21 protein-coding genes are annotated in these 20,221 nt (G+C 61.0%); 2 read left to right on the top strand and 19 right to left on the bottom strand.

Translation table 11 applies throughout. From position 1 onward, the window contains the following. Positions 1-88: 88 nt before the first annotated feature. The 12 genes from DKK66_RS06085 to uvrD all read right to left on the bottom strand — a co-directional run bounded on the left by DKK66_RS06085 (position 89) and on the right by uvrD (position 12,695). Positions 89-910: a CPBP family intramembrane glutamic endopeptidase gene (locus tag DKK66_RS06085; RefSeq protein WP_131356280.1), complete on the bottom strand. Its 822-nt coding sequence runs from the start codon at positions 908-910 to the stop codon at positions 89-91. 53 nt (positions 911-963) lie between these two features. After that, positions 964-1,719 (bottom strand): tol-pal system protein YbgF, encoded by a 756-nt coding sequence (gene ybgF / locus DKK66_RS06090; protein WP_062788440.1) that lies wholly within the window; start codon positions 1,717-1,719, stop codon positions 964-966. A gap of 130 nt (positions 1,720-1,849) precedes the next feature. Next, complete coding sequence (gene pal, locus DKK66_RS06095; RefSeq protein ID WP_131356283.1) at positions 1,850-2,377, bottom strand: peptidoglycan-associated lipoprotein Pal; 528 nt, start codon at positions 2,375-2,377, stop codon at positions 1,850-1,852. Positions 2,378-2,408: 31 nt separating this feature from the next. Then, positions 2,409-3,674 (bottom strand): Tol-Pal system beta propeller repeat protein TolB, encoded by a 1,266-nt coding sequence (gene tolB / locus DKK66_RS06100; RefSeq protein WP_242673577.1) that lies wholly within the window; start codon positions 3,672-3,674, stop codon positions 2,409-2,411. Positions 3,675-3,769: 95 nt separating this feature from the next. Then, entirely contained in the window at positions 3,770-4,729 is a 960-nt protein-coding gene (locus DKK66_RS06105; protein ID WP_131356289.1) for a TonB C-terminal domain-containing protein, read from the bottom strand. Positions 4,730-4,732: 3 nt separating this feature from the next. Next, the gene (locus DKK66_RS06110) at positions 4,733-5,146 is read right to left on the bottom strand and encodes a biopolymer transporter ExbD (protein WP_131356292.1); all 414 of its coding nucleotides are present in this window, start codon (positions 5,144-5,146) and stop codon (positions 4,733-4,735) included. 133 nt (positions 5,147-5,279) lie between these two features. Further along, positions 5,280-5,948 carry a class I SAM-dependent methyltransferase gene (locus tag DKK66_RS06115; RefSeq protein WP_045846428.1) on the bottom strand — a complete coding sequence of 223 codons (669 nt, stop codon included), beginning with the start codon at positions 5,946-5,948 and terminating at the stop codon, positions 5,280-5,282. 118 nt (positions 5,949-6,066) lie between these two features. Continuing rightward, positions 6,067-6,246, bottom strand: coding sequence for a DUF3460 family protein (locus tag DKK66_RS06120; RefSeq protein ID WP_045846552.1), 180 nt, complete (start codon positions 6,244-6,246; stop codon positions 6,067-6,069). A 105-nt stretch (positions 6,247-6,351) separates the two neighbouring features. Continuing rightward, on the bottom strand, positions 6,352-7,833 hold the full coding sequence (locus DKK66_RS06125; RefSeq protein WP_052693968.1) for a sensor domain-containing diguanylate cyclase: 1,482 nt from the start codon (positions 7,831-7,833) through the stop codon (positions 6,352-6,354). Positions 7,834-8,069: 236 nt separating this feature from the next. Continuing rightward, positions 8,070-8,810 (bottom strand): LytTR family DNA-binding domain-containing protein, encoded by a 741-nt coding sequence (locus DKK66_RS06130; protein WP_131356295.1) that lies wholly within the window; start codon positions 8,808-8,810, stop codon positions 8,070-8,072. Further along, positions 8,798-10,510, bottom strand: coding sequence for a tetratricopeptide repeat-containing response regulator (locus DKK66_RS06135; protein WP_131356298.1), 1,713 nt, complete (start codon positions 10,508-10,510; stop codon positions 8,798-8,800). The genes DKK66_RS06130 and DKK66_RS06135 overlap by 13 nt, the downstream gene beginning before the upstream one ends. A 34-nt stretch (positions 10,511-10,544) precedes the next feature. Then, a complete protein-coding gene (gene uvrD, locus DKK66_RS06140) occupies positions 10,545-12,695 on the bottom strand; it encodes a DNA helicase II (RefSeq protein ID WP_131356302.1) in 2,151 nt (716 codons plus the stop codon). Positions 12,696-12,821: 126 nt separating this feature from the next. Here uvrD and DKK66_RS06145 point away from each other — a divergent pair, with 126 nt between their 5' ends. Next, the gene (locus DKK66_RS06145) at positions 12,822-13,736 is read left to right on the top strand and encodes an ABC transporter substrate-binding protein (protein ID WP_131356305.1); all 915 of its coding nucleotides are present in this window, start codon (positions 12,822-12,824) and stop codon (positions 13,734-13,736) included. Here DKK66_RS06145 and DKK66_RS06150 read toward each other — a convergent pair. Further along, positions 13,720-13,941, bottom strand: coding sequence for a hypothetical protein (locus DKK66_RS06150; protein WP_062788424.1), 222 nt, complete (start codon positions 13,939-13,941; stop codon positions 13,720-13,722). The two genes, DKK66_RS06145 and DKK66_RS06150, sit on opposite strands and share 17 nt — an antisense overlap. Before the next feature lie 229 nt (positions 13,942-14,170). On the opposite strand from DKK66_RS06150, the gene DKK66_RS06155 reads away from it, so the two are divergent. After that, positions 14,171-14,833: a flagellar basal body L-ring protein FlgH gene (locus tag DKK66_RS06155; RefSeq protein WP_045846434.1), complete on the top strand. Its 663-nt coding sequence runs from the start codon at positions 14,171-14,173 to the stop codon at positions 14,831-14,833. Here DKK66_RS06155 and DKK66_RS06160 read toward each other — a convergent pair. The 6 genes from DKK66_RS06160 to DKK66_RS06185 all read right to left on the bottom strand — a co-directional run bounded on the left by DKK66_RS06160 (position 14,820) and on the right by DKK66_RS06185 (position 20,205). Next, positions 14,820-15,410 carry a cell division protein FtsI gene (locus DKK66_RS06160; RefSeq protein WP_131356308.1) on the bottom strand — a complete coding sequence of 197 codons (591 nt, stop codon included), beginning with the start codon at positions 15,408-15,410 and terminating at the stop codon, positions 14,820-14,822. The two genes, DKK66_RS06155 and DKK66_RS06160, sit on opposite strands and share 14 nt — an antisense overlap. A 130-nt stretch (positions 15,411-15,540) precedes the next feature. After that, complete coding sequence (locus DKK66_RS06165) at positions 15,541-16,383, bottom strand: isopenicillin N synthase family oxygenase (RefSeq protein ID WP_131356311.1); 843 nt, start codon at positions 16,381-16,383, stop codon at positions 15,541-15,543. A gap of 105 nt (positions 16,384-16,488) precedes the next feature. Continuing rightward, positions 16,489-17,268 (bottom strand): DUF3658 domain-containing protein, encoded by a 780-nt coding sequence (locus tag DKK66_RS06170; RefSeq protein ID WP_131356314.1) that lies wholly within the window; start codon positions 17,266-17,268, stop codon positions 16,489-16,491. Next, positions 17,265-18,050: a serine O-acetyltransferase gene (gene cysE, locus DKK66_RS06175; protein ID WP_045846437.1), complete on the bottom strand. Its 786-nt coding sequence runs from the start codon at positions 18,048-18,050 to the stop codon at positions 17,265-17,267. The genes DKK66_RS06170 and cysE overlap by 4 nt, the downstream gene beginning before the upstream one ends. A 47-nt stretch (positions 18,051-18,097) precedes the next feature. Further along, positions 18,098-19,594 carry a ribonuclease G gene (gene rng, locus DKK66_RS06180; RefSeq protein WP_045846438.1) on the bottom strand — a complete coding sequence of 499 codons (1,497 nt, stop codon included), beginning with the start codon at positions 19,592-19,594 and terminating at the stop codon, positions 18,098-18,100. 14 nt (positions 19,595-19,608) lie between these two features. After that, on the bottom strand, positions 19,609-20,205 hold the full coding sequence (locus tag DKK66_RS06185; protein WP_045846555.1) for a nucleoside triphosphate pyrophosphatase: 597 nt from the start codon (positions 20,203-20,205) through the stop codon (positions 19,609-19,611). Between the last annotated feature and the right edge of the window lie 16 nt (positions 20,206-20,221).

The raw sequence follows: 20,221 nt of genomic DNA on the forward strand, positions 1-20,221 counted from the left end.
TTTTACCTGAGAGCCGGGTGCTGCCGGAATGGTTTTTTATTTTGATATCAAGACAGTTGCACCAACTGTCGCACGCGCTGTCTCTGGCTCAGCCCGGACGCGGGTAGGTAAACAGCAGCAAGTGCGCGGTATTGAAGGCCAGATGCGCCAGCGCAGCCAGCGCCACCTGCCGGGTGGCGGCATACACCAGGCCATAACCCAGCCCGGCCAGCGTGGCCAGACCCACCCAGCCCCAGCCGCCCGCCACATGGGCGGCACCAAACAGCAGTGAGGCAGCAATCAGCGCAGGCAGGGGCTCCACCCGGTTTTCCAGCCAGCGTTGCAGGCCATGACGGAACAAGGCCTCCTCCGGCATGGCAGTCAGGAAGAAATTGGCAAACAGCCACGGCAACAACCAGGCCGGCAGCTTGGGGGCATAGGCAACCATGCCGCTTTCCTGCGCCAGCGCCAGCACCAGTACCAGCAACAACACCCCCACCGCCGCCACAGTACCGCCCCAGGCCCGGCCATGGTGGGGCGCATCATGCAGGCCCAGCAACAGCAGCCAGCCGGCCACGCCCTTGTCAAAACTCCAGAACAGGCGGTAGGGCTGACTGTCCGGCGTCAGCTTGCCCTGCCACAGCAGCGGATTGTCAAAACCGGGCAGCACATGCAAGGCCAGCGCCAGCAAGAGTGCCAGCCACAAGGCAGTCCAGGCAGGACGGGGAAAGCGGTACACCACATAACTGAGCCCACCGGCCAGCACAACCGCCAGCAGGCCCAGCAGCTGCAGCAAGCCGCAATAAGCCGCCAGCCCGATGGCTGCGGTACCGGCAAGCAGCGACGAACGTGGCAGACCGAGGCATTGCAGCAGCAAGGCCATGGCCAGCAGGCCGAAGCTGGCCAGTTCGATGGGGGCGGGTAGCATCATGAGGTGAGCCCAGCCCGCCGGGCGGCATCTGCCGTGTGGCGGGCTGTGGTGACTTACATCTTGGTGAGCTGCTCGCGCGCCTTCTGCGCAGCAGAGCTGGACGGATACAGCTTGATCAGGCGCTTGAGCGTGGCCTTGGCAATATCCACCTGACCCAGGTCACGCTGGCAGTTGGCCACATTGCGCAGCGCGTCCGGTGCCTTGGGGTTGTCCGGGTATTGCTCGGCAAAGCGGCGGTGGATTTCAATGGCGGCATCGTACTGGCGCTGCGCGGTATGCGCCACACCAAGCCAGTACAGGGCATCAACCGCCTGCGGCGCATTGGGGTTCTGCTGGATGTACAGGCTGAGCGCGGCTGTTGCCTTGGCAAAATCACGTGCGCGCAGCAGGTTCAGCGCCTTGTCGTAGTCCGGGCTGGTCTGGGTATCGGTCGCAGCGGCAGGCTGGCTGCTGGCCGGCTGGCTGGCCGCCTGCTGGGCGGCAGCTTCCTTGCCGGCGCTCTCCAGATGGCTCAGTCGGCCATCCAGATCGTTATACAAATCGTTCTGGCGTTTTTGCGTGGTTTGCAGATTGTAGTTGGCCACTTCCACTTCGCCGCGCAGCTTGGCGACTTCGGCTTTCAGGCTTTCCACCTGATTGACCATTTCCAGCAGCTTCTCGTTGGACAGCTTGCTTTCCACTTCGGTAAGGCGCGCATTGGCCTGACGATTGACCTGGTCGATCTGGTAGCGGGTGGCTTCGATATCGCTGGTGGTGGCGCAGGCAGACAGGGTAAGCAGCAGCGCCGCGCTGAGGGCAAGGCGTTTCATGGGGCGGTTCTCGGTCCGTTGCATACAGGATGGCCGGACATCATAGCAGCCTGAAACAGGTTTCTGGCTAGATGTCCGGCCTGATGGAGTGGCAAGTCGGCAAGGCCGCAACAGCCTGCCCTACCCTGCCTTATTCGCCGTTATACAGAATGTCGGCGCGGCGGTTCTCGGCGTAATCAGCCTCGGTATTGCCGGTAGCCTTCGGCTTTTCCTTGCCCAGGCTGACTGCTTCAACCTGGCTGTCCTTCACGCCCAGCACTTCCAGCGAGCGCTTCACGCTTTCGGCACGGCGCTGACCCAGGCCCAGGTTGTATTCGCGGCTGCCGCGGGCGTCAGTATTACCCTGGATGATCACCTTGCGGTCGGCATGGTCCTTCAGGTAGCCGGCATGGGCTTCCACAGTGGGCTTGTCGCTGCTCTTGACGGTGGAGGAGTCAAAGTCGAAATACACGCTGCGCTTGGACAGCGGGCTGTTCGGGTCGTGCAGCGGGTCGGCATTCAGCTTGCCCTGATTGCTGCTGCCGGTATCAGCCGGAGCCACGCCCTGATTGGCGGTGGCCGGGGTGGTGTTGCTGGTGACGGCGGCCGGCTTGGTGCTGGCGCAAGCAGCCAACAGGGTAACCGTAGCGGTGCCGAGTACGAGTTGTTTCCAGTTCATGCCTTCGCTCCTTGGATTTGAATGCACTACATCATTGCGGATTGTTGAAAGGGCCCCACGACGGGTCCTGCACTTCGCCATTAATCACTGCCAGTCTGACCTTGCTGCTGCCATCCAGCGTGGTGGCATACAACACGCTCTTGCCGCCGGTGTCGCTGGCATACAGCACCATGCGGCCATTGGGGGCAAAACTGGGTCGTTCGTTATAACCACTTTCCGACAGCGCACGGACGTCCCCGGTGGTGAGATCCTGCGCCATCACCCGGAAACGCCCGGATTCGCGCCGGATGAAGGTCAGGGTGCGACCATCCGGCGATACGCGCGGTGAAACATTGTAGTTACCTTGCCAAGTAACGCGCTGGGCGGCTCCGCCGCTGACAGCCATGCGATAAATTTGTGGCCCGCCGGTACGGTCGGACACAAAGTAGATCTGGCTGCCGTCCGGGGTGAAGGTCGGTTCGGTATCGATGCCATCGCTGTAACTGATACGGCGCGGCGCTCCACCCAGGGTGTTGACCAGGTAAATCTGCGAATTGCCGGTGGTGGTCAGTACCACTGCCAGCTTGCTGCCATCCGGACTCCAGGCCGGTGCCGAGTTGCTGCCCTTGAAATTGGCCACTGCACGGCGCTGGCCGGTGGCCAGATCCTGCACCCATACCACCGGCTTCTTGCTCTCGAAGGAGACATAAGCCAGATAACGGCCATCCGGACTCCAGCTGGGCGAGATGATGGGCTCTTTGGAGCGCAGGATGGTTTGCGCCCGGTTACTGTCCACATCAGTGATCAGCCCGACTTGCAGCATGTAGTTGCGGCCACTCTTGAGCACATACACCACGCGGGTATTGAAAATGCCCTTCTGCCCGGTGATGGCCTCGTAAATCATGTCGGCAATGGTGTGTGCCACTTCGCGGCTGCGGTCCGGCGTCACGGTGAACTCGCCAGAGGTCAGCTGCTTTTTCTGCGCCACATCCATCAGCCGGAAGCTGACCTTCACCTGACCACCGGCCACCGCTTCGACCTTGCCGATGGCGATGGACTGCGCGCCGGCGGCCTGCCACAGCGGGTAACGGATATCCACCGGCTCGACCGGCACATTGGCAATGGCCGAACCATCCACCATGCGGAATACACCGGAGAGTTCCAGATCACTGCGGATGATGGGGGTGAGCGCCTCACGCATGCGCGTGGTCTCATCCTTGAACGGCACCACGGCAATGGCGTGCTTGCTGGTACCACCACCGACAATTTCGATGGTCATCTCGGCACGGGCAGACTGGCCGGCGAGCAAGACAAACATTAGCAATAGCTTAAACAGAGTACGAATGCCCGGCATGAGTTCCCTCTGAGGCTGAAATTTTTGCAAAAACACGGTATTCCTCCCGGCGCTGTTGCTCAGCGCGGGCGGAATTCCATCTTGAACTGACGGTAGCCATCGTTGAAATTGGCACCTGGCGGCAAGCTGGGGAAGGTGCGTGCTTCCCAGATAGCACGTTGCACCGCCTCGTTGTAAGCATTGTTGCTGCTCGGCCCGATCACCTGCACCTTGCTCACTTCCAGCGTGGGCAACAGCGTGACCAGCACCACCACCTTGGGGTTGCCGCTCAGGTCGGGCGGCAGTTGCACCAGCGGGGTGATCTTGGCCTTGACCTTGTCGATCCAGCCGCCCTTGGCTGCGGCCGAACCATTCACCGCACCGCCGGCCACGCCATTGGCACTGCCGGCCTGGGTGCTGCGTGCATTGGCCTTGTGGCCGGTATTGGGGGCATCCAGTTGCGACAATAAATCGTCAGCCTGATTGTCATAGGTTTTCGACTGTTTGCTGCCCTTGCCCGGCGTGGTGGCTGGCGGCAGTTTGACCGGCTTTTTCTCCGTCACAAGCGGTGTAACGGGCTTGGCCGGGGCTTTTTCTACCGTTTTGGCTGGTTTTTCCTGCTTTTTCGCGGGTTCAGGCTGTTTGGCTGGCGGTGTTTTCACCGGCTCCGGCTTGGGTTTTTCCGGCAGCAGCTTATGTACCGGCTCCGGCTTTTTCGGTACTTCAACCGGTGGTTTTACCAGATGCTGCGGCTTGGGTTCCGGCTTTTTCCTGCCACCCAGATTCACCTCGGCAGGCGGCTCCGGCGGCGGGGCGGGGGGAGTTGGGGGAGGTGCAACACGAAGCGGCTTGCTGACCGGCACCGGTTCTACCACGGCAGCGGGGGCTGGCGGCGGACTGCTCCACAACTCCAGCGCCAGCGGGACTTCGCTCACCGGCTGCTTGCTGGCAAGGCCGGCCCACAGCATCAGGCCAATCACTGCACCATGCAGCAGCAAGGAGGCAAGCAAGGACCAGGAAGAAGAAGGAGAACGGTTCATGCCTTACTGATGATTCTGCTGCTTGACGGTGAGGGCAACGCGCTTGATGCCGGCCTTGTGCAGATCATCGGCTACGGACACCACATCGGCGTACTTGAGGTCTTTGTCGGCCGAGATGGCCACCGGACGGTCGGCTCCGGCCAGCATGGCGGCAACCTGGCTGGCGAGCGTGCTGCGCGAATCCACCGGCGTCACCTTGTCGCCATCCTTGATTTGCATCTTGTCACCGGCATCCAGCACCACTTCCAGCGGCGGCGCATCCAGCGTGGCGGCCTGCGATACGCTGGGCACCTGAATGACACCGGGGGTGAACATGGGAGCTGTCACCATGAAAATGACCAGCAGCACCAGCATGACGTCGATGTAGGGCACCACGTTCATCTGGTTCATTTGACGGCGGGGACGGCGGTTGAGCATGACAATCCAGACCAAAGTTCAGCTTGCCATCATAGCACCGCAAGCACAGCGGCCGGATGACAAACATCTTGCTTAACAAAAAACCGGTCAGACTTGCCGGACGGGCGGAAAGTTCTGACCGGTCAGCCGGCCATCAGCGCAGACGGGTGCACAGGGTCAGGCCGTCACCAATGGGCAGCACGCAGTGACGGATGCGCGCATCCTGCTGCAATCGGGCATTGAAGGCGTGCATCAGGTGTACGCCGGGCGGGTCTTGCGGCCGTGGCGATACCACGCGGCCGGACAGGAAGATATTGTCGATGGCAATGACACCACCGGGCCGTACCAGTTGCAGGCAGGCTTCAAAATAGTCCTGGTAGGAGGGCTTGTCCGCGTCGATGAACACCAGATCAAACTGACCGGCCTGCCCCTCTGCCAGCAGTTGCTGCAAGGTGAGCAGGGCGGGCTGCAACTCCAGCCGGATACGCCCGGCCACCCCGGCACGCTGCCAGTAGTCGCGGGCAATGCTGGTGAACTCTTCGCTGACGTCGCAGGCCACTGCGTCGCCATCTGCCGGCATCGCCAGCATCGCGGCCAGCATGCTGTAACCGGTGAATACGCCGATTTCCAGATAACGGCGCACGCCCAGCACATGCACCAGCCAGCCCATGAACTGGCCCTGCTCCGGGGCGATCTGCATCTTGGCCATGCGATGGCCGGCGGTGAATTCGCGCAGCTCACGCATCACCGGGTGTTCGGTCAGGCCAATGGCCATCAGGTAATCATGCAAGGTGCCGTCCAGCGGCACGGTACGACTGGTCATGGATACTCTCGGAAAAATGACAAAACGCCCGCTGGTAGCGCCGGTCCGACAGGGAGGACCATCGGTGGCAACAGGGGGCGTTGGCAAATGGCCACGGCGAGCGCCGGGCCGGGACTGCTTATTCCGGCTGGTAGACGTAAGGCTTTTGCGGTACGCGCGATTCTTTCCAGCGGCGCTGGTCGTCCAGATTGACCTTGCGATCCCACAGGGTGAGGCGCAGTTCGCGACGTTGCTGGTCTACTTCCGGATGCTTGTCCAGAAATTCGCTCATGAATTTGGTGAAGTCGGACTGGTACATGGTGTTCCCCTGGCTATGATCGCAGGATTCTAATGCATAAGCGGCGGCGCTGACCACGGTGAGGCCGGATATTTGCGCTGCATGGCAGCACAAACACCACAGCATTCAATGGCGTTCGATGGCAGGCGCCTTGTCGCCATACATCTTGCGGTCGGCCACATCCAGCAGTTCCTCGATCAGCATGCCGTCCTGTGGATAATAGGCAATGCCTATGCTCACACCCAGCAACACGGTATGGCCATCCACCTCGTAAGGCTGCTGGATGGCATGCTTGAGCCGCTCCACCACCCGGTCCGCCTCGCGGTTGGACTCCACATCTTCCATCAACAGGACAAACTCATCGCCGCCCAGCCGCGCCACCGTGTCTTCATTACGCATCACCGCCAGGATGCGGGCGGCAATCAGTTGCAACACCTTGTCGCCTACTGCATGACCGAAGCGGTCGTTGACCGGCTTGAAGCGGTCCAGATCCAGAAACAGTACGGCAAGTCGTCTGTCACTGCGCTTGAGGCGCGAGATGGCATGCTGCAGGCGGTCGTAGAACAGGTTGCGGTTGGCAAGCCCGGTCAGGCGGTCGTGATTGGCCAGATGAAACAGATGGTTCTCGCGCCGTTGCTGCTTGGTGAGCTGGCCGCAGTAAAAGCGCAGCCCCAGACCCAGCAACACCAGCAACAACAGTGACTGCCACAGGATGACGCTGCGCTCGAAACCACTGAGCAGATACCAGCCCAGCTGCCAGTCCAGTTGCAGCAGCAAGGGCTGCGAATCGTTGCCGACGGCCCGCTCCAGCCGCAGTCGCGGAAAACCCAGGGTGTCCAGCCAGCCATGGTTCTGGCCCGGTATGGTCACATAAGGCTCCAGGCCCTGACTGCCAGGCCCGCGCGCGCGCAGGCTCAAACTCAGCCCGACCGGCAGAGCGGTATTGGCCGGGCGCAGGTAATCGGTGCGTAACACCAGCGCCACGAATTGATCGGCCAACTGGCCACGTAAGAGCACGCTGCTGGTATTGAGTGGCTGCAACAGCAAATGGCCGCGATAGCCCTCGCGCAGGGTGAAGGCAGCCGACATCGCGGTGCGGCCAAAATGCTGTGCCTCCTGCAAAGCCCGGCGGAAGCGCTCATCCACCGACAATTCGGTGCCCAGCAAGGGGCGCACGGTAGGGTTCATCGGCAGAATCGACACGACCGGGTAGTACTCGGCCTGTACCGGCATGGCGGTCAGTGGAGCCTGTCCCTGCCGGGTATAGGCGTGCAGGTGGAAATCGCTGCCCAGGCTGGCCTGCATGGCCCGATGCCAGGACGGCACATCCTGCGCCCGCACCCGCTCGATGCGCTCCAGCGAGACCAGTTGCGGATAACGCTCCGCCATTTGCTGGACAAACAGCAGCTCCTGTTCACCGGCGTGCTGGGCATCAAGCATGCTGAATGCAGCATAGCTGTCGAGGATGGTCTGGTTGACCAGCAACTTCTGGTTCAGTTGCTCGGACAGGCGCTCGCCCAGCATGTCGAACTCTTGTTCGGCACTGAGTACGGCACGACTGATGAAGGCCAGGGAAATGAGCAGGCTGAGCAAAAGCCACAGCAGCACGCATCCCAGCGTGGTCAGTTTTATCCGCATGGACGAGGGAGGAGAAGGGAAAAACGGAATTCTATAGAAAGCGCTGGCAGCCCGGATGGGCAAAGCCGAACTCAGCCGCCAACTAAGTAATTACACCTAGACTTATTGGTCCTTAATCTAAATAGCGGGCTTTAGCTGTGTAAACCAATGCTGACGAACCATGAAAAGTGACTGACAGCACGCTTGCGGCCGGGGGAAATCAGCGCTCAGGGCAGGTGGTCTGCCTGACGCAAGCAGGCACGAATCTGGGGTAACTGCCGCCGGCTGATGGCCAGTGGCTGTGCGATATCCCGCAGCTGCACACCCCATTGCTCATCTTCTTCATTCCCGATGCGCAGCAGCGCCAGCAAGGCATGGCGCATCACCAGACAATTGCGGTGTATGCGCAGCACGCTGTCACCCAGTCGCTGTTCCAGCGCTACCAGTGATTCGTCCAGCAGGTATTCACCATTGGCCGTGACCAGGCTGACGTATTTCTGCTCGGCTTTCAGATAGCGCACGGCGGAAATGGGAATGTTCAGCAGGCTGTCGCGATGGCGCACGGTGAAATGGGCTTCGATGGCCGGGAGTTGGCCACGACGGGCGGCGGCTTTGTCCAGTGCCTGTCGCAATCGTTCCAGCCGCACCGGCTTGAGCAGGTAGTCAGCGGCATCCAGCTCGAAGGCATCCACCGCATACTGCTCATGCGCGGTGGTGAACACCAGTTGCGGAGGCAGTTGCTGGGTACGCAGTTTGCGGGCCAGTTCCACCCCGCTCATGCCGGGCATGGAGATGTCCAGCAGTACCACATCCACCGTCTGCCGTTCCAGCCAGCGGGCAGCCTCGGCAGCATCCGGCAAAGCTGCCACCGCAGTGGCACCGCACTGGGCCACCTGCCCCACCATGCGTTCGCGCGCCAGTGGTTCGTCATCCACCACCAGCACGCGCAGCCTGTTTACAGCACCCATTGCGGTTTGCCCAGCTTTTCCACCAGTTGCCGCCAGGCCTTGAGGATTTTCTGGAACTTGTTGTTGGTCGGCGCCAGGTCCCGTACCTGGGTCAGCATGTCATAGGCACGCCGCATATGGCTTTCGTGCCAGCCATTGCCGTGGACATAGGCCATGGTGGCATTGGCCAGGTTGAGCATCACCTGCACATTGTGCGGCATTTCCTCGTGCGCCTTGACGAAGCGCTCGATGGCCTGCTCGAAACGTCCGGCCTGGGCTTCACGTACCGCCTGGTTGTTGAGCTCCAGTACCGACTGCACATTTTCGGCAATCAGCTGGCGGCCGACATCACCCAGCCCCACTTCCTCGAACAGGCTGCCAATGCTGGACAGCAGTTCTTCATCATCATGATTGTTACGCACCAAGTCGCGCATGGCGGCATTGCCGCTGTCCTGCTTGCCCTGGGCAAAGCAGGCACGGGCAAATTCCATTTGCGCCTCGGCAGGCAGATTGCTGCCCAGCTTCTGGTAAGCCGTTTCGGCACTGGCCAGCAGGGTGCGCGCCTTTTCGTGATTACCCAGCCTGGTTTGCAACTGGCTGTCGATGACATTGCACATCCACTCGCCCATCTGGTTGTAGCGGTAATCACGGCGCAAATTACCCAGGGTGCGGGCGGCGGTGCCGGTTTCGCCACGTGCCAGCTGCACCCGCGCCAGCATGGCGTAATGAGTGGGGCTGCGATGCCAGGTGTATTTGGCAATATTGAGGGTTTCTTCGCTGGCAGCCTCGGCGGTTTCCAGATCCTTGTTCAGCAAGGCCACTTCGGCCAGCTGCTTTTGCCGACGCAATACCACCGGGGACAGCGCGGTGGCCTTTTGCAGGGTGTCCTGCGCGCCGGGCAGGTCGTGATGAATGCGATGCAGCTTGGCCAGCCAGTCGTAGGCTTCCATCACCCTTTCGTTGTCGGCCAGTACTTCTTCGAACAACAGCTTGGCTTCGTCGTAGGCTTTCAGGCCGGTGAGCGATTTGGCCAGACCCAGCTTGGCCCAGGCCAGCGGCTTGAGTCGCAACACATCCATATACAGGCTGCGGGCGGTGTCAAAATCGCCAATCTTCTGCGCCAGACTGCCCTTGAGCTTCATGAAGTCCAGCGTGAACTCGCCACGCTGGCTGATGCGCCGGCTACAGGCATCGATGGCAGTCAGATATTCGTGGCGCATGATGGCTTCGTCCACCACGCGAAAGGCCTCGCGGCGGCGCATGGCCTTTTCCAGACGCTGGCTGAGCACTTCGCCGGTAAAGGGTTTGAGCAGGTAGTCATCCGGGGCCAGTTCGGCCGCGGAAATCACCCGTTGTGCCCGCCGTTCGCCGGTGACAATCATGAACACGCAGGACTGCTTGATCAGGTTGCGTTCCTTGACCTCTTCAAACAGGTAGAGACCGTCGTAACCATTGCCCAGATCGTAGTCGCACAGCACCACGTCGAATTCGAACTTGGCCATCTTGGCCAGCGCATCGCCAGCCTTGCTAGCGTATTCGACCTTGTCGGCACCAAACGAGGCCAGCGTCATGGCCAGCGCGCGTTGCATTTCCGGCAGGCTGTCGATGATGAGGAACAGCCGGTTGGCGTACGGGTCCTCATAGGGGCGGCGCGTCGCATCAGCGCCGCTCTGCCCTGCTGTCAGGCTCTGGTAGGTGGTGGAAGGTAGTTTGTCACTCATGGCGTCATCATCTGCCAGCCTGGCTGAAATGTCATTATTCGGCGGTCAGTTTGGCATAGCGTAAATCCAGCCACTTCAACCCGTGTTCGGCAAAATTGATTTGCAAGCGCACATCACTGCCACTGCCTTCGGCATTGATCACCACGCCGGAACCGAACTTGGCGTGACTGACACCCTGGCCAATGCGAAAGCCCTGCAAGGAGACGCTGGCAGCCGGCGCAGCCGCCTCGTCCAGCCAGGGCGCGCGACGCGGGCTTGCTGGCGGCACAGGTTTCACTGTAGCAGACAGTATCCGTACCAGCTCGGCCGGTATTTCCTCAACAAAGCGCGAACGGATGGGATAGCGGCTCTGGCCATGCAGCATGCGGCTCTGGGCGCAACTCAGGTACAGGCGTTTGCGGGCACGGGTGACGGCCACGTACATCAGGCGGCGCTCTTCCTCCAGCCCCTTGCTGTCGTTCATGCTGTTTTCGTGCGGGAACAGCCCTTCTTCCAGACCGGACACAAACACGGCGTCGAACTCCAGGCCCTTGGCCGCATGCACCGTCATCAGTTGCAGGGCGTCCTCGCCGGCTTCGGCCTGATGCTCTCCCGCTTCCAGACTGGCCGCACTGAGGAATTCGACAATGGCCAGCTCCGGCTGATCCGGGAAGAAACCGGCCGCGGCGCTGACCAGTTCGTCCAGGTTGGCCAGCCGCTCTTCGCCTTCTTTCTTGTCCTGCTCGTACATGGCGCGCAGGCCGGAGTGGTCGATGATCAGGCTGACCGTTTCCGCCAGCGTCATGTCAGTGCTCTTGTTGCGCAAGGCTTCGATCAGCAGCACAAACTCGCCCAGCTTGGCGGCGGTACGGCCACCACCCGCGGCGCAGCAGGCCTGCCACAGGGTGACACCCTGCTCGCGGCTGATGGCTTGCAGGTTTTCCACGGTGCGGGCACCGATGCCGCGCGCCGGTACATTGATGACACGCAACAGGGCATTGTCATCATCCGGATTGCTCACCAGACGCAAGTAGGCCAGTGCATGCTTGATTTCCTGGCGCTCGAAGAAGCGCAGGCCGCCATAAATGCGGTAGGGCAGCTGGGCATTCACCAATACATGTTCCAGCACCCGTGACTGGGCATTGGAGCGGTACAGGATGGCCATGTCCGACAGATTCATGCCTTCGCGCTGCAGGCTCTTCACTTCATCGATGATGAACTGGGCTTCGTCACCATCGGAATAGGCTTCGTACAGGCGGATCTGCTCGCCCTCGCCCGCGTCGGTCCACAAATTCTTGCCCAGCCGGCCATCGTTGCGTTCGATCAGGGCATTGGCGGCATTGAGGATGGTGCCCACCGAGCGGTAGTTCTGCTCCAGCCGCACCGGCTCGGCTACCTGGAAGTCGGTCAGCAAGGCGCGCATATTGCCCACTTCGGCACCGCGGAAGGCGTAGATGGACTGGTCGTCATCGCCCACGGCAAACAGGACGTTGTGCTCGCCGGACAACAGCTTGAGCCAGGCGTATTGCAGACGGTTGGTATCCTGGAACTCGTCCACCAGGATATGGCGGAAGCGCCCCTGATAATGGGCGCGCAAGGCGGCATTGGCCTGCAGCAGTTCGTAGCTGCGCAGCAGCAGCTCGGCAAAATCCACCACGCCTTCGCGACGGCACTGGGCATCGTAGGCGGCGTACAGTTCCACCAGCTTGGCTTCGTACGGCGTCAAGGCTGGCGGCAGGCGGTCGGCGCGCAGCCCGGCTTCCTTGTTGCCGTTGATGAAGCTTTGCACCGCACGCGGCGGATATTTTTCGTCCGACAGCTCCAGGCTTTTGAGCAGGCGCTTGATCGCGGCTTGCTGGTCGGCGGAATCCAGAATCTGGAACGCCTGCGGCAGTCCGGCATCGCGGTAATGGGCACGCAAGAAGCGGTTGCACAGGCCGTGGAAAGTACCAATCCACATGGTGCGCACATTGACCGGCACCATGGACCCCAGCCGGGTATGCATTTCTCGCGCCGCCTTGTTGGTAAAGGTAACCGCCAGAATGCCGGAGGGATTGACCTGGCCGGTGGCTATCAGCCAGGCAATGCGGGTGGTCAGTACCCGTGTCTTGCCACTGCCCGCACCTGCCAGTACCAGCGCACTTTTGGCCGGCCAGGTGACGGCACGCAGCTGTTCATTATTCAATCCGGCTAAAAGCTCACTCATGACAGGTATTTCTTCTGGGCGTGGTTGATGGGTGGCATTTTACACCAGCTGACCGGCAAGCCGTGGGCAGGCTTGCCTGACAGGCGGCGACAGGTTAATTTCTGTCAAACAACTGCCCCCTTCCCCATGCGCTCACGCCTGCTTGTCGCGTTATTCCTGCTGCTGCACTTCCCTGCCCACGCGGCGGGGCTGACTGCCTATACCGAGGAATTGCCGCCGCTGAATTATCTGCAAGGCCAGCAGGTGAGTGGCTTTGCCAGCGAATTGCTGACTGCCATGGCCAGCAAGGCCGGCCTGGCGCTCAGGCTGCAACTGCTGCCCTGGTCGCGCGCTTATGCCACGGTGCAATCCACGCCGGACACCATCCTGTTCAGCACCGTACGCACCGCTGAGCGGGAGAACCAGTTCCGCTGGGTTGGCCCCATCGGCAAACGCCATATTTATCTGTACCGCTTGAGCAAGCGCGAGGACATCCGGCTCACCGATATCCGGCAGCTGGCGCAATGGCGTGTCGGGGCCATTTTTGCTTCTGCCTCGCAAAAGCAGTTGGAGCAACTTGGTTTGCGGCCGGGAATAGAGCAGGACAATGCGCCGGATGATGCCAGCAACCTGGCCAAGCTGAGAATGGGGCGCGTGGACATGGTGGCCATGCTGGACTGGGCCATGCACTGGCAGACACGGCAAACCGGCATGCCGGACAATCAGGTCCGCCCGGTAGCGCTGCTGGATGGTCAGGCACAGTACTGGTTTGCCCTGAACCGGCAAACCCCGGATGCCACCATCCGGCAGCTGCAGAATGCACTGGATGCGCTGGTGAGAAACGGTGAGCTCAAACGGCTGCGCCAGAAATACATCGGCACGGAAGAGTTCCCTGGCGAGCTGGTCGATCTCTATGCGCAACTGCGTCAGGATGGCCCGCTCTTGCTGGCGGACAACGACAAGCCTTCCGCCCGTTGCCCCGAACCCGGCCAGGGCAGTGGCTGGCGCCACAAGCACCGGGCCGGGCCGGAAGGCATTTGCCCGCTCAAACCAGGGTATTGATGGTACGCCCCAGCGTGCTCAGGCCGTCGCCCGCCGCGGTCAGGCCATGCGCGATGGCGCTGCCGGTACCGCTGGCACCACTTGCCAGGCCACTTCCCGCCGCCCTGGCCACTGACTCCACATCATCTGCCACCTTCTTCGCACCCTGCTTCAGCACCTGGTAAGTCGTGGGTGCCTGATTAGTGATACCGCCGATTGTGCTCATTTTGTTCTCCCCATACCGTTAATTGGCTGTTGTCCGCCATTACATGGTCAGTACCGGCTGCCATGTAAATTTACGTTATGCAGGGTTAAGAGTCAGAGCCAATTGCTTTACATCTTATTACCTTAATTTGGCATCGGTAACCCTAATTAACTTTCCATGCCAATAGAATTAATAAGGAGTAATCAAAGAGAAAGCAGGTGATATCGTGAAAAATCAGGCAATCAAGATAATGGCTGGTTTGCTCATTTCCGGTTTCGTCACCGGCTGTTCTTCTCCGCAAATGCTGGTGACTGCACCGGTACATATTCGTCCACAATTTACCCCGGTGGCATTAGAAGACAGCCCAGGCTCCATTTATCAGCCAAACAAGGCCATGCTGCTGTTTGAAGAGCCGATTGCCAGCCATGTGGGTGATGCGCTGAAAATCAATATTGCGGAAAACCTGACTTCCAGCAATAACGCCAATACCACCTCCAACCGCACGTCCACCATTTCCGAATCCGGCCCCGGTGCCTTGTCCTCCATGGGTGGCTTGCTGAAGGAAATCTTTGATTACAGCGGCAAGGCATCCGGCAGCAGCAGCCTTAAAGGCACCGGTCAGGTCAGCAACTCCAACCAGATCAGCGGCAGCCTGATGGTGTCGGTCACCGATGTATTGCCCAATGGCTATCTGGCGATTGCCGGGGAGAAGGCCGTGGCGGCCAGTGGCAATACCACCGTGCTGCGCTTTTCCGGCATTGTGAACAAGCGTGACATCAAGGTGGGCAATGTGGTGTCTTCCAGTGATGTGGGCGATGCCCGCATCGAGCAGATCGTCAACGGGATCGCCAGCGAAGTGGCTTCGCGCACCGATGCCCAGCGCTTCTTCGCCGGGCTGATCAATTTCTGGTAGTCGTTGCACCGGCCCGCTTGCTGACATCCTGCTCAAAGCGGGCCGCGCCATTGGCACCGTCTCCGCTGCCCTGCCACTGGGTCATGTTTTCGCCGGAAAACATCTTGTTCAGCAAGGGTGACAGCTTCCTGCCAGTCGAACTCCACTTGTCATAGGCCATGCCATCCAGCCGGTAAGCGGCATTGGCCAGCACCTTGCCATTCTTTTTAAGCAGCAGGTTGATGTCGGTGATGTAGGGCCGCAATTCATCGGTGAACATGGGCGAGCCCCATTGCGTGAGCACGGTGTAATACAGCATGGCTTCGCAATCTGACGGCGCATTGCCGGGTGCATAAATGCGGCTTTCCACTTCGCGGTCGCGCAATTGCTTTTGCAATTCGGGAATGAAATCCGCCACGATCACATTGGCATTCAATTCGATGCAGATATTGCGCAGCTCATCATGCGGATGAGCCATGCCATTGGTACTGGTATTGGGTGCCATATTGGCAATCGATGTGACGGCGGTACTGGCCAATTGCACACCGGCCACCAGCGGTGAGGTAATCAGGCTGCAGGCACTTAAAGAAAGGGCCACAGGTGCAATAAGACAGCGCCACAGAACATTCACCTTGAAACTCACCGGACAATTGAAACAGAGCCACCCTAGCAGCAAAAAAAAATGCCCCGAAGGGCATTTACAGTCATTTACACCGGATTGACCGGTCTTACTTTTTCACGCCCAGTTCGCGCAGGCGTTCATCCAGATAACTGCCTGCCGTGTGGCGTTCCGACAGTACCACCTCCGGGCGCGGATGCAGGAACAGCGGCAGCGACACCCGGCTGCTGCGCGCGGCCTCTCCTTGCGGATTCACCACCCGGTGCCGGGTGGACGGGTAGTAGCCGCGTGATGCCTCTTGCAGCATGTCGCCGATATTGATGATGAGCATGCCAAAGTCACACGGCACGTCCACCCAGTTGCCTGTCTTGTCCTGCACTTGCAGGCCGGGTTCGCTGGCAGCAGGCAGGATGGTGAGCAGATTGATGTCGCCATGTGCGGCGGCACGCAATGCGCCGGGCGCTTCCTGCCCGGTCAGCGGCGGATAATGCAGCACCCGCAGCAGGGTTTGCTGGCTGTCGGCAATCATGCCGGACAGCGGTTCGCTGTAATGGGCTGCAATGTCGGCCGGGGTGTACTGCTCTACCCAGCCCAGCAGCTCGCGCGCCAGCGCATTGGTACTGGCATAGTAGCGGCGGGCATCATCGGCCAGCTGTGGCGGCACACGGCCCCAGGGGTAGATGTGGAAGTATTCCTTGATGTCCTTCAGGCTGGCGCCCTTGGCCGTTTCGGAAATGGCCGGGGAAAAATAACCGTCCTGCTTCTCTACGGAAAAAGCGTAATCGTGCTTTTGCGGGGTGCCGAAGAAGGCCAGCCAGTCGCTGTAGATCTTTTCCACCAGTTGCTGGTCGATGGGGTGGTTCACCAGCACGCCAAAACCGGTTTCGTGCAGGGAACGGGTGAATTGTTCGGCAGCATCGGCTGCGCGGTAGTCGACAATGCGGACGTTCATGGGAGGGTATCCTCGCGGAATGCGGCCGTCAGGCAAGATCGGGACGGACCGCGGCGGCGGATTCTACCCTTGCCGCCGTCGCAGGCAAAGCACAGCGCAGTGAACTCAGCGCAGGGCCACGTGGGGCGGGCCATCCGCTTGCGGCGTCAATACCACAAGGCAGGCTTCCGCCAGCATGGCCAGCCGCCAGAACAGATACGTGTCGGGCACAAAGGCCGTGACATGTTGCGCCATGACGCCACCCACCAGCCGGGCGGCGGCCTGCGGCCCATCACGACGCAATGCATCAAGCAAGGCAGCATCGAAACAGTCGGCGGACTGCTGTAGCAGCTGGCCATGGTGCAATTCACGCCAGCCGGCCGGGGCCTGCTGCCAGTGTTCCCATTCGGCGGCAAGGTGCTGGCGCTCTGCCTGCCCGACAGGCCTTGCTGTGCCGATCAACTGCCGGATTTCCTGCTGGCCGCACATGCCCATGGCAACACGGCCATTGTGCTGGATAGCCACCTTGCCACCGGCTTCCACCAGCGACAGCGGCTGGCTGGCGTGGGCATGCGCGCACACCATGGCCAGCAGCAGGCGGTCATGCGCGCCATCGCCCAGCCACAAGCAGAGCGGCTGGCGCTGGGCAAACACGCGGAACAACTGCTTGCGACAGTGCCAGTAGTCCTTGAGAAAGGCCTCGTCGATGTCCGGCAGCCAGCGCATGGACCACCAGATGCGGTTCCACCACGCCACCCGCGCCTGCGGGTCGATGGCATCGGCATCGGCCAGCGGGCCGTGGGCGAAGTCTTCCACCACCTCCAGCACCTCATCGCCCGGTAACAGGGTACGCAAGGCCTGGGCGGCTGAAGGGCCGGTCAGCAGCTGCACGGTGGACTGGGTCACACGCGCTGGTCCATGTCGAGGGCGGGCATGGCGCCTTCCACCGTTTGCGCCACCACGCGGGCGGGTACACCGGCTACCGTGGTGTGCGGCGGTACGTCTTCCAGCACCACGCTGCCTGCGCCCACTTTGGCACAGTCTCCCACGCGGATATTACCCAGCACGGCGGCACCGGCACCCAGCATCACGCCGTCGCCGATCTTGGGGTGACGATCGCCCCGCTCCTTGCCGGAACCACCCAGCGTCACGCCATGCAGGATGGACACGTTATTGCCGATGACGGCGGTTTCACCCACCACCAGCGCAGTGCCGTGATCAAGCATCACGCCCTGGCCGATACGCGCTGCCGGGTGGATATCCGCCCCGGTGACTTCGGAAATGCGGTTCTGCAGGAACAAGGCCAGGGTCTTGCGCTGCTGCTGCCACAGCCAGTGGGTGATGCGCTGGCTTTGCAGCGCATGAAAGCCCTTGAAATACAGCAAGGGGGTGGAATAGCTGTCACAGGCCGGGTCGCGCTCGAAACAGGCGCGGATGTCGGCCCGCACCGAGGCGCTGATCACCGGGTCGGATGCCAGTGCTTCACGGAACAGTTCCATCAGGGCGCGGGCGTCCATCACCGGGCTGGCCAGCTTGCTGGACAGGTGAAAGGCCAGCACGTCTTCCAGCGTGCTGTGCCGCAAAACCGTCATGTGCAGGAAGCTGGCCAGCAGTGGCTCGTCACGCGCGGCCTGTTCGGCTTCCTGCAAAATGGCGAGCCACAGGGCGTCGCCGGAATCTTGCTTCATGCTTGTTACTCCATTACCACGCGGCCCGGACCATGCCGGGCCGGTGCTTACAACAGGACCACGTCAAACTGTTCCTGGGTATAGGTGCTTTCCACCGACAGCGAAATCGGCTTGCCGATGAAGTCCACCAGCATGGCCAGGCTTTGCGATTCCTCGTCGAGGAACATGTCGATCACCGGCTGGGCCGCCAGGATGCGATAGCCCTTGGCATCGAACTGGCGTGCCTCGCGCACGATCTCGCGTTGCACCTCGTAACACACGGTCTGGGCGGTCTTGATTTCACCACGGCCCTGGCAGGTGGGGCAGGGTTCGCACAACACGTGTGCCAGGCTCTCGCGGGTGCGCTTGCGGGTGATTTCCACCAGCCCCAGGCTGGTAAAGCCGTTGAGGGTGACCCGGGTGCGGTCGCGCGCCAGTGCCTTGGCCACTTCACTCAATACCGCAGTCTGGTGCTCTTCATTGTCCATGTCGATGAAATCGACAATGATGATGCCGCCCAGATTACGCAGCCGCAGCTGGCGGGCAATGGCCTGGGTGGCTTCCAGATTGGTCTTGAAGATGGTTTCGTCGAAATTGCGGTTGCCGACAAAGCCGCCGGTGTTGACGTCGATGGTGGTCATCGCCTCGGTCTGGTCGATGATCAGGTAACCGCCAAACTTCAGGTTCACCCGCCGCGACAATGCCTTGTCGATTTCCGCCTCGATGGAAAACAGCTCGAACAGCGGGCGCTCACCGGAATAGCGCTCGATCTTGCGCACGGCAGACTGCACGTATTGCTCGGCAAATTCCACCATGCGGCTGTAGTTTTCGGTCGAGTCGACAATCACGTGCTCGGTGGTGTCGCTCACCATGTCGCGCAGCACGCGCACCGCCAGCGGCAGGTCTTCGTACAACAGGCTTTGCGCCGGCAGGTGCTGCGATTTGTGGCGGATGTCGGCCCACAGCTTGGACAGGTATTCGATGTCGGCCTGCAGCTCGGTATCAGTGGCGGTTTCCGCGCTGGTGCGGATGATGTAGCCACGCGGCGTGCTGGGCGGCAGCAACTTTTCCAGCCGCGCCTTCAGGCTGTGGCGTTCCGACTCGCTCTCGATCTTTTGCGAGATGCCGATGTGTTCTTCCTGCGGCAAATGCACCAGGAAACGCCCGGCCAGCGAGATTTGCGTGGACAGCCGCGCACCCTTGGTGCCGATCGGGTCCTTGATCACCTGTACCAGCACGGTCTGGCCTTCGAACAGCATTTTTTCGATGCGTTGCGGTTCGGTGGGGTGCTGGCGCTGTTCCAGTACATCGGCAATGTGCAGGAAAGCCGCGCGTTCCAAGCCAATTTCGATGAAAGCGCTCTGCATGCCGGGCAGCACGCGCTTGACCTGGCCCAGATAGATATTGCCGACAATGCCGCGGCTGGCGGCGCGTTCCACGTGCAGCTCCTGCACGATGGAGTCCTCCAGCACCGCCACGCGGGTTTCCTGCGGGGTGATGTTGACGAGGATTTGTTCCTTGGGGCGCTGGATGTCGCGCGGCAGCGGAATGGACTGATGCAGCATGGTCTTGTCTCCGCTCAAGGGAATGGGTGGCCGAACAGGCCCAGCAGTTCTGCGGTTTCAAACATCGGCAGGCCCATCACACCGGTATAGCTGCCGGCGATATGGTCGATGAACACCGCCGCCAGGCCCTGGATGCCATAGGCACCAGCCTTGTCAAACGGCTCGCCGCTGTCGATGTAACGCTGGATATCGCTGTCGCTCAGTGCACGGAAATGCACTTCGGTGATGCTGGTGCGCAGTTCTACACGCTCGTCCTGACGCACGGCCACGCTGGTGACCACCTGATGGCTGCGACCGGAAAAAGCCCGCAGCATGCGCGCAGCGTCGGCCGCATCGGCCGGCTTGCCGAAGATTTCGCCGTCCAGCACCACGGTGGTGTCGGCAGACAACAGCGGGCGCGAAGGCAAACCACATTTTTGCACCACGGCCCAGCCGGCAGCGGCTTTTTCACGCGCCAGGCGCTCGGTATAGGCTACGGCGTTTTCACCGGGCAGCACCGATTCGTCGATGTCGGCGTGGATGCGTTCCAGGTGCACGCCCAGCTGTTCCAGCAGTTCGCGACGACGCGGGCTGCCGGATGCCAGGTAAATTCGGGTATCGCTTGGGGTCATGATGTTGTCGCTGCCA

The organism is Aquitalea sp. USM4 (assembly GCF_004328945.1).
Lineage (GTDB): Bacteria > Pseudomonadota > Gammaproteobacteria > Burkholderiales > Chromobacteriaceae > Aquitalea > Aquitalea pelogenes.

Bases quoted from the DNA above. Each gene is read 5' to 3' on its own strand.
- DKK66_RS06085 (WP_131356280.1), bottom strand. From the start codon at position 910: ATGATGCTACCCGCCCCCATCGAACTGGCCAGCTTCGGCCTGCTGGCC.
- ybgF (WP_062788440.1), bottom strand. From the start codon at position 1,719: ATGAAACGCCTTGCCCTCAGCGCGGCGCTGCTGCTTACCCTGTCTGCC.
- pal (WP_131356283.1), bottom strand. From the start codon at position 2,377: ATGAACTGGAAACAACTCGTACTCGGCACCGCTACGGTTACCCTGTTG.
- tolB (WP_242673577.1), bottom strand. From the start codon at position 3,674: ATGTTTGTCTTGCTCGCCGGCCAGTCTGCCCGTGCCGAGATGACCATC.
- DKK66_RS06105 (WP_131356289.1), bottom strand. From the start codon at position 4,729: ATGAACCGTTCTCCTTCTTCTTCCTGGTCCTTGCTTGCCTCCTTGCTG.
- DKK66_RS06110 (WP_131356292.1), bottom strand. From the start codon at position 5,146: ATGCTCAACCGCCGTCCCCGCCGTCAAATGAACCAGATGAACGTGGTG.
- DKK66_RS06115 (WP_045846428.1), bottom strand. From the start codon at position 5,948: ATGACCAGTCGTACCGTGCCGCTGGACGGCACCTTGCATGATTACCTG.
- DKK66_RS06120 (WP_045846552.1), bottom strand. From the start codon at position 6,246: ATGTACCAGTCCGACTTCACCAAATTCATGAGCGAATTTCTGGACAAG.
- DKK66_RS06130 (WP_131356295.1), bottom strand. From the start codon at position 8,810: ATGGGTGCTGTAAACAGGCTGCGCGTGCTGGTGGTGGATGACGAACCA.
- DKK66_RS06135 (WP_131356298.1), bottom strand. From the start codon at position 10,510: ATGAGTGACAAACTACCTTCCACCACCTACCAGAGCCTGACAGCAGGG.
- uvrD (WP_131356302.1), bottom strand. From the start codon at position 12,695: ATGAGTGAGCTTTTAGCCGGATTGAATAATGAACAGCTGCGTGCCGTC.
- DKK66_RS06145 (WP_131356305.1), top strand. From the start codon at position 12,822: ATGCGCTCACGCCTGCTTGTCGCGTTATTCCTGCTGCTGCACTTCCCT.
- DKK66_RS06150 (WP_062788424.1), bottom strand. From the start codon at position 13,941: ATGAGCACAATCGGCGGTATCACTAATCAGGCACCCACGACTTACCAG.
- DKK66_RS06155 (WP_045846434.1), top strand. From the start codon at position 14,171: ATGGCTGGTTTGCTCATTTCCGGTTTCGTCACCGGCTGTTCTTCTCCG.
- DKK66_RS06165 (WP_131356311.1), bottom strand. From the start codon at position 16,383: ATGAACGTCCGCATTGTCGACTACCGCGCAGCCGATGCTGCCGAACAA.
- cysE (WP_045846437.1), bottom strand. From the start codon at position 18,050: ATGAAGCAAGATTCCGGCGACGCCCTGTGGCTCGCCATTTTGCAGGAA.
- rng (WP_045846438.1), bottom strand. From the start codon at position 19,594: ATGCTGCATCAGTCCATTCCGCTGCCGCGCGACATCCAGCGCCCCAAG.
- DKK66_RS06185 (WP_045846555.1), bottom strand. From the start codon at position 20,205: ATGACCCCAAGCGATACCCGAATTTACCTGGCATCCGGCAGCCCGCGT.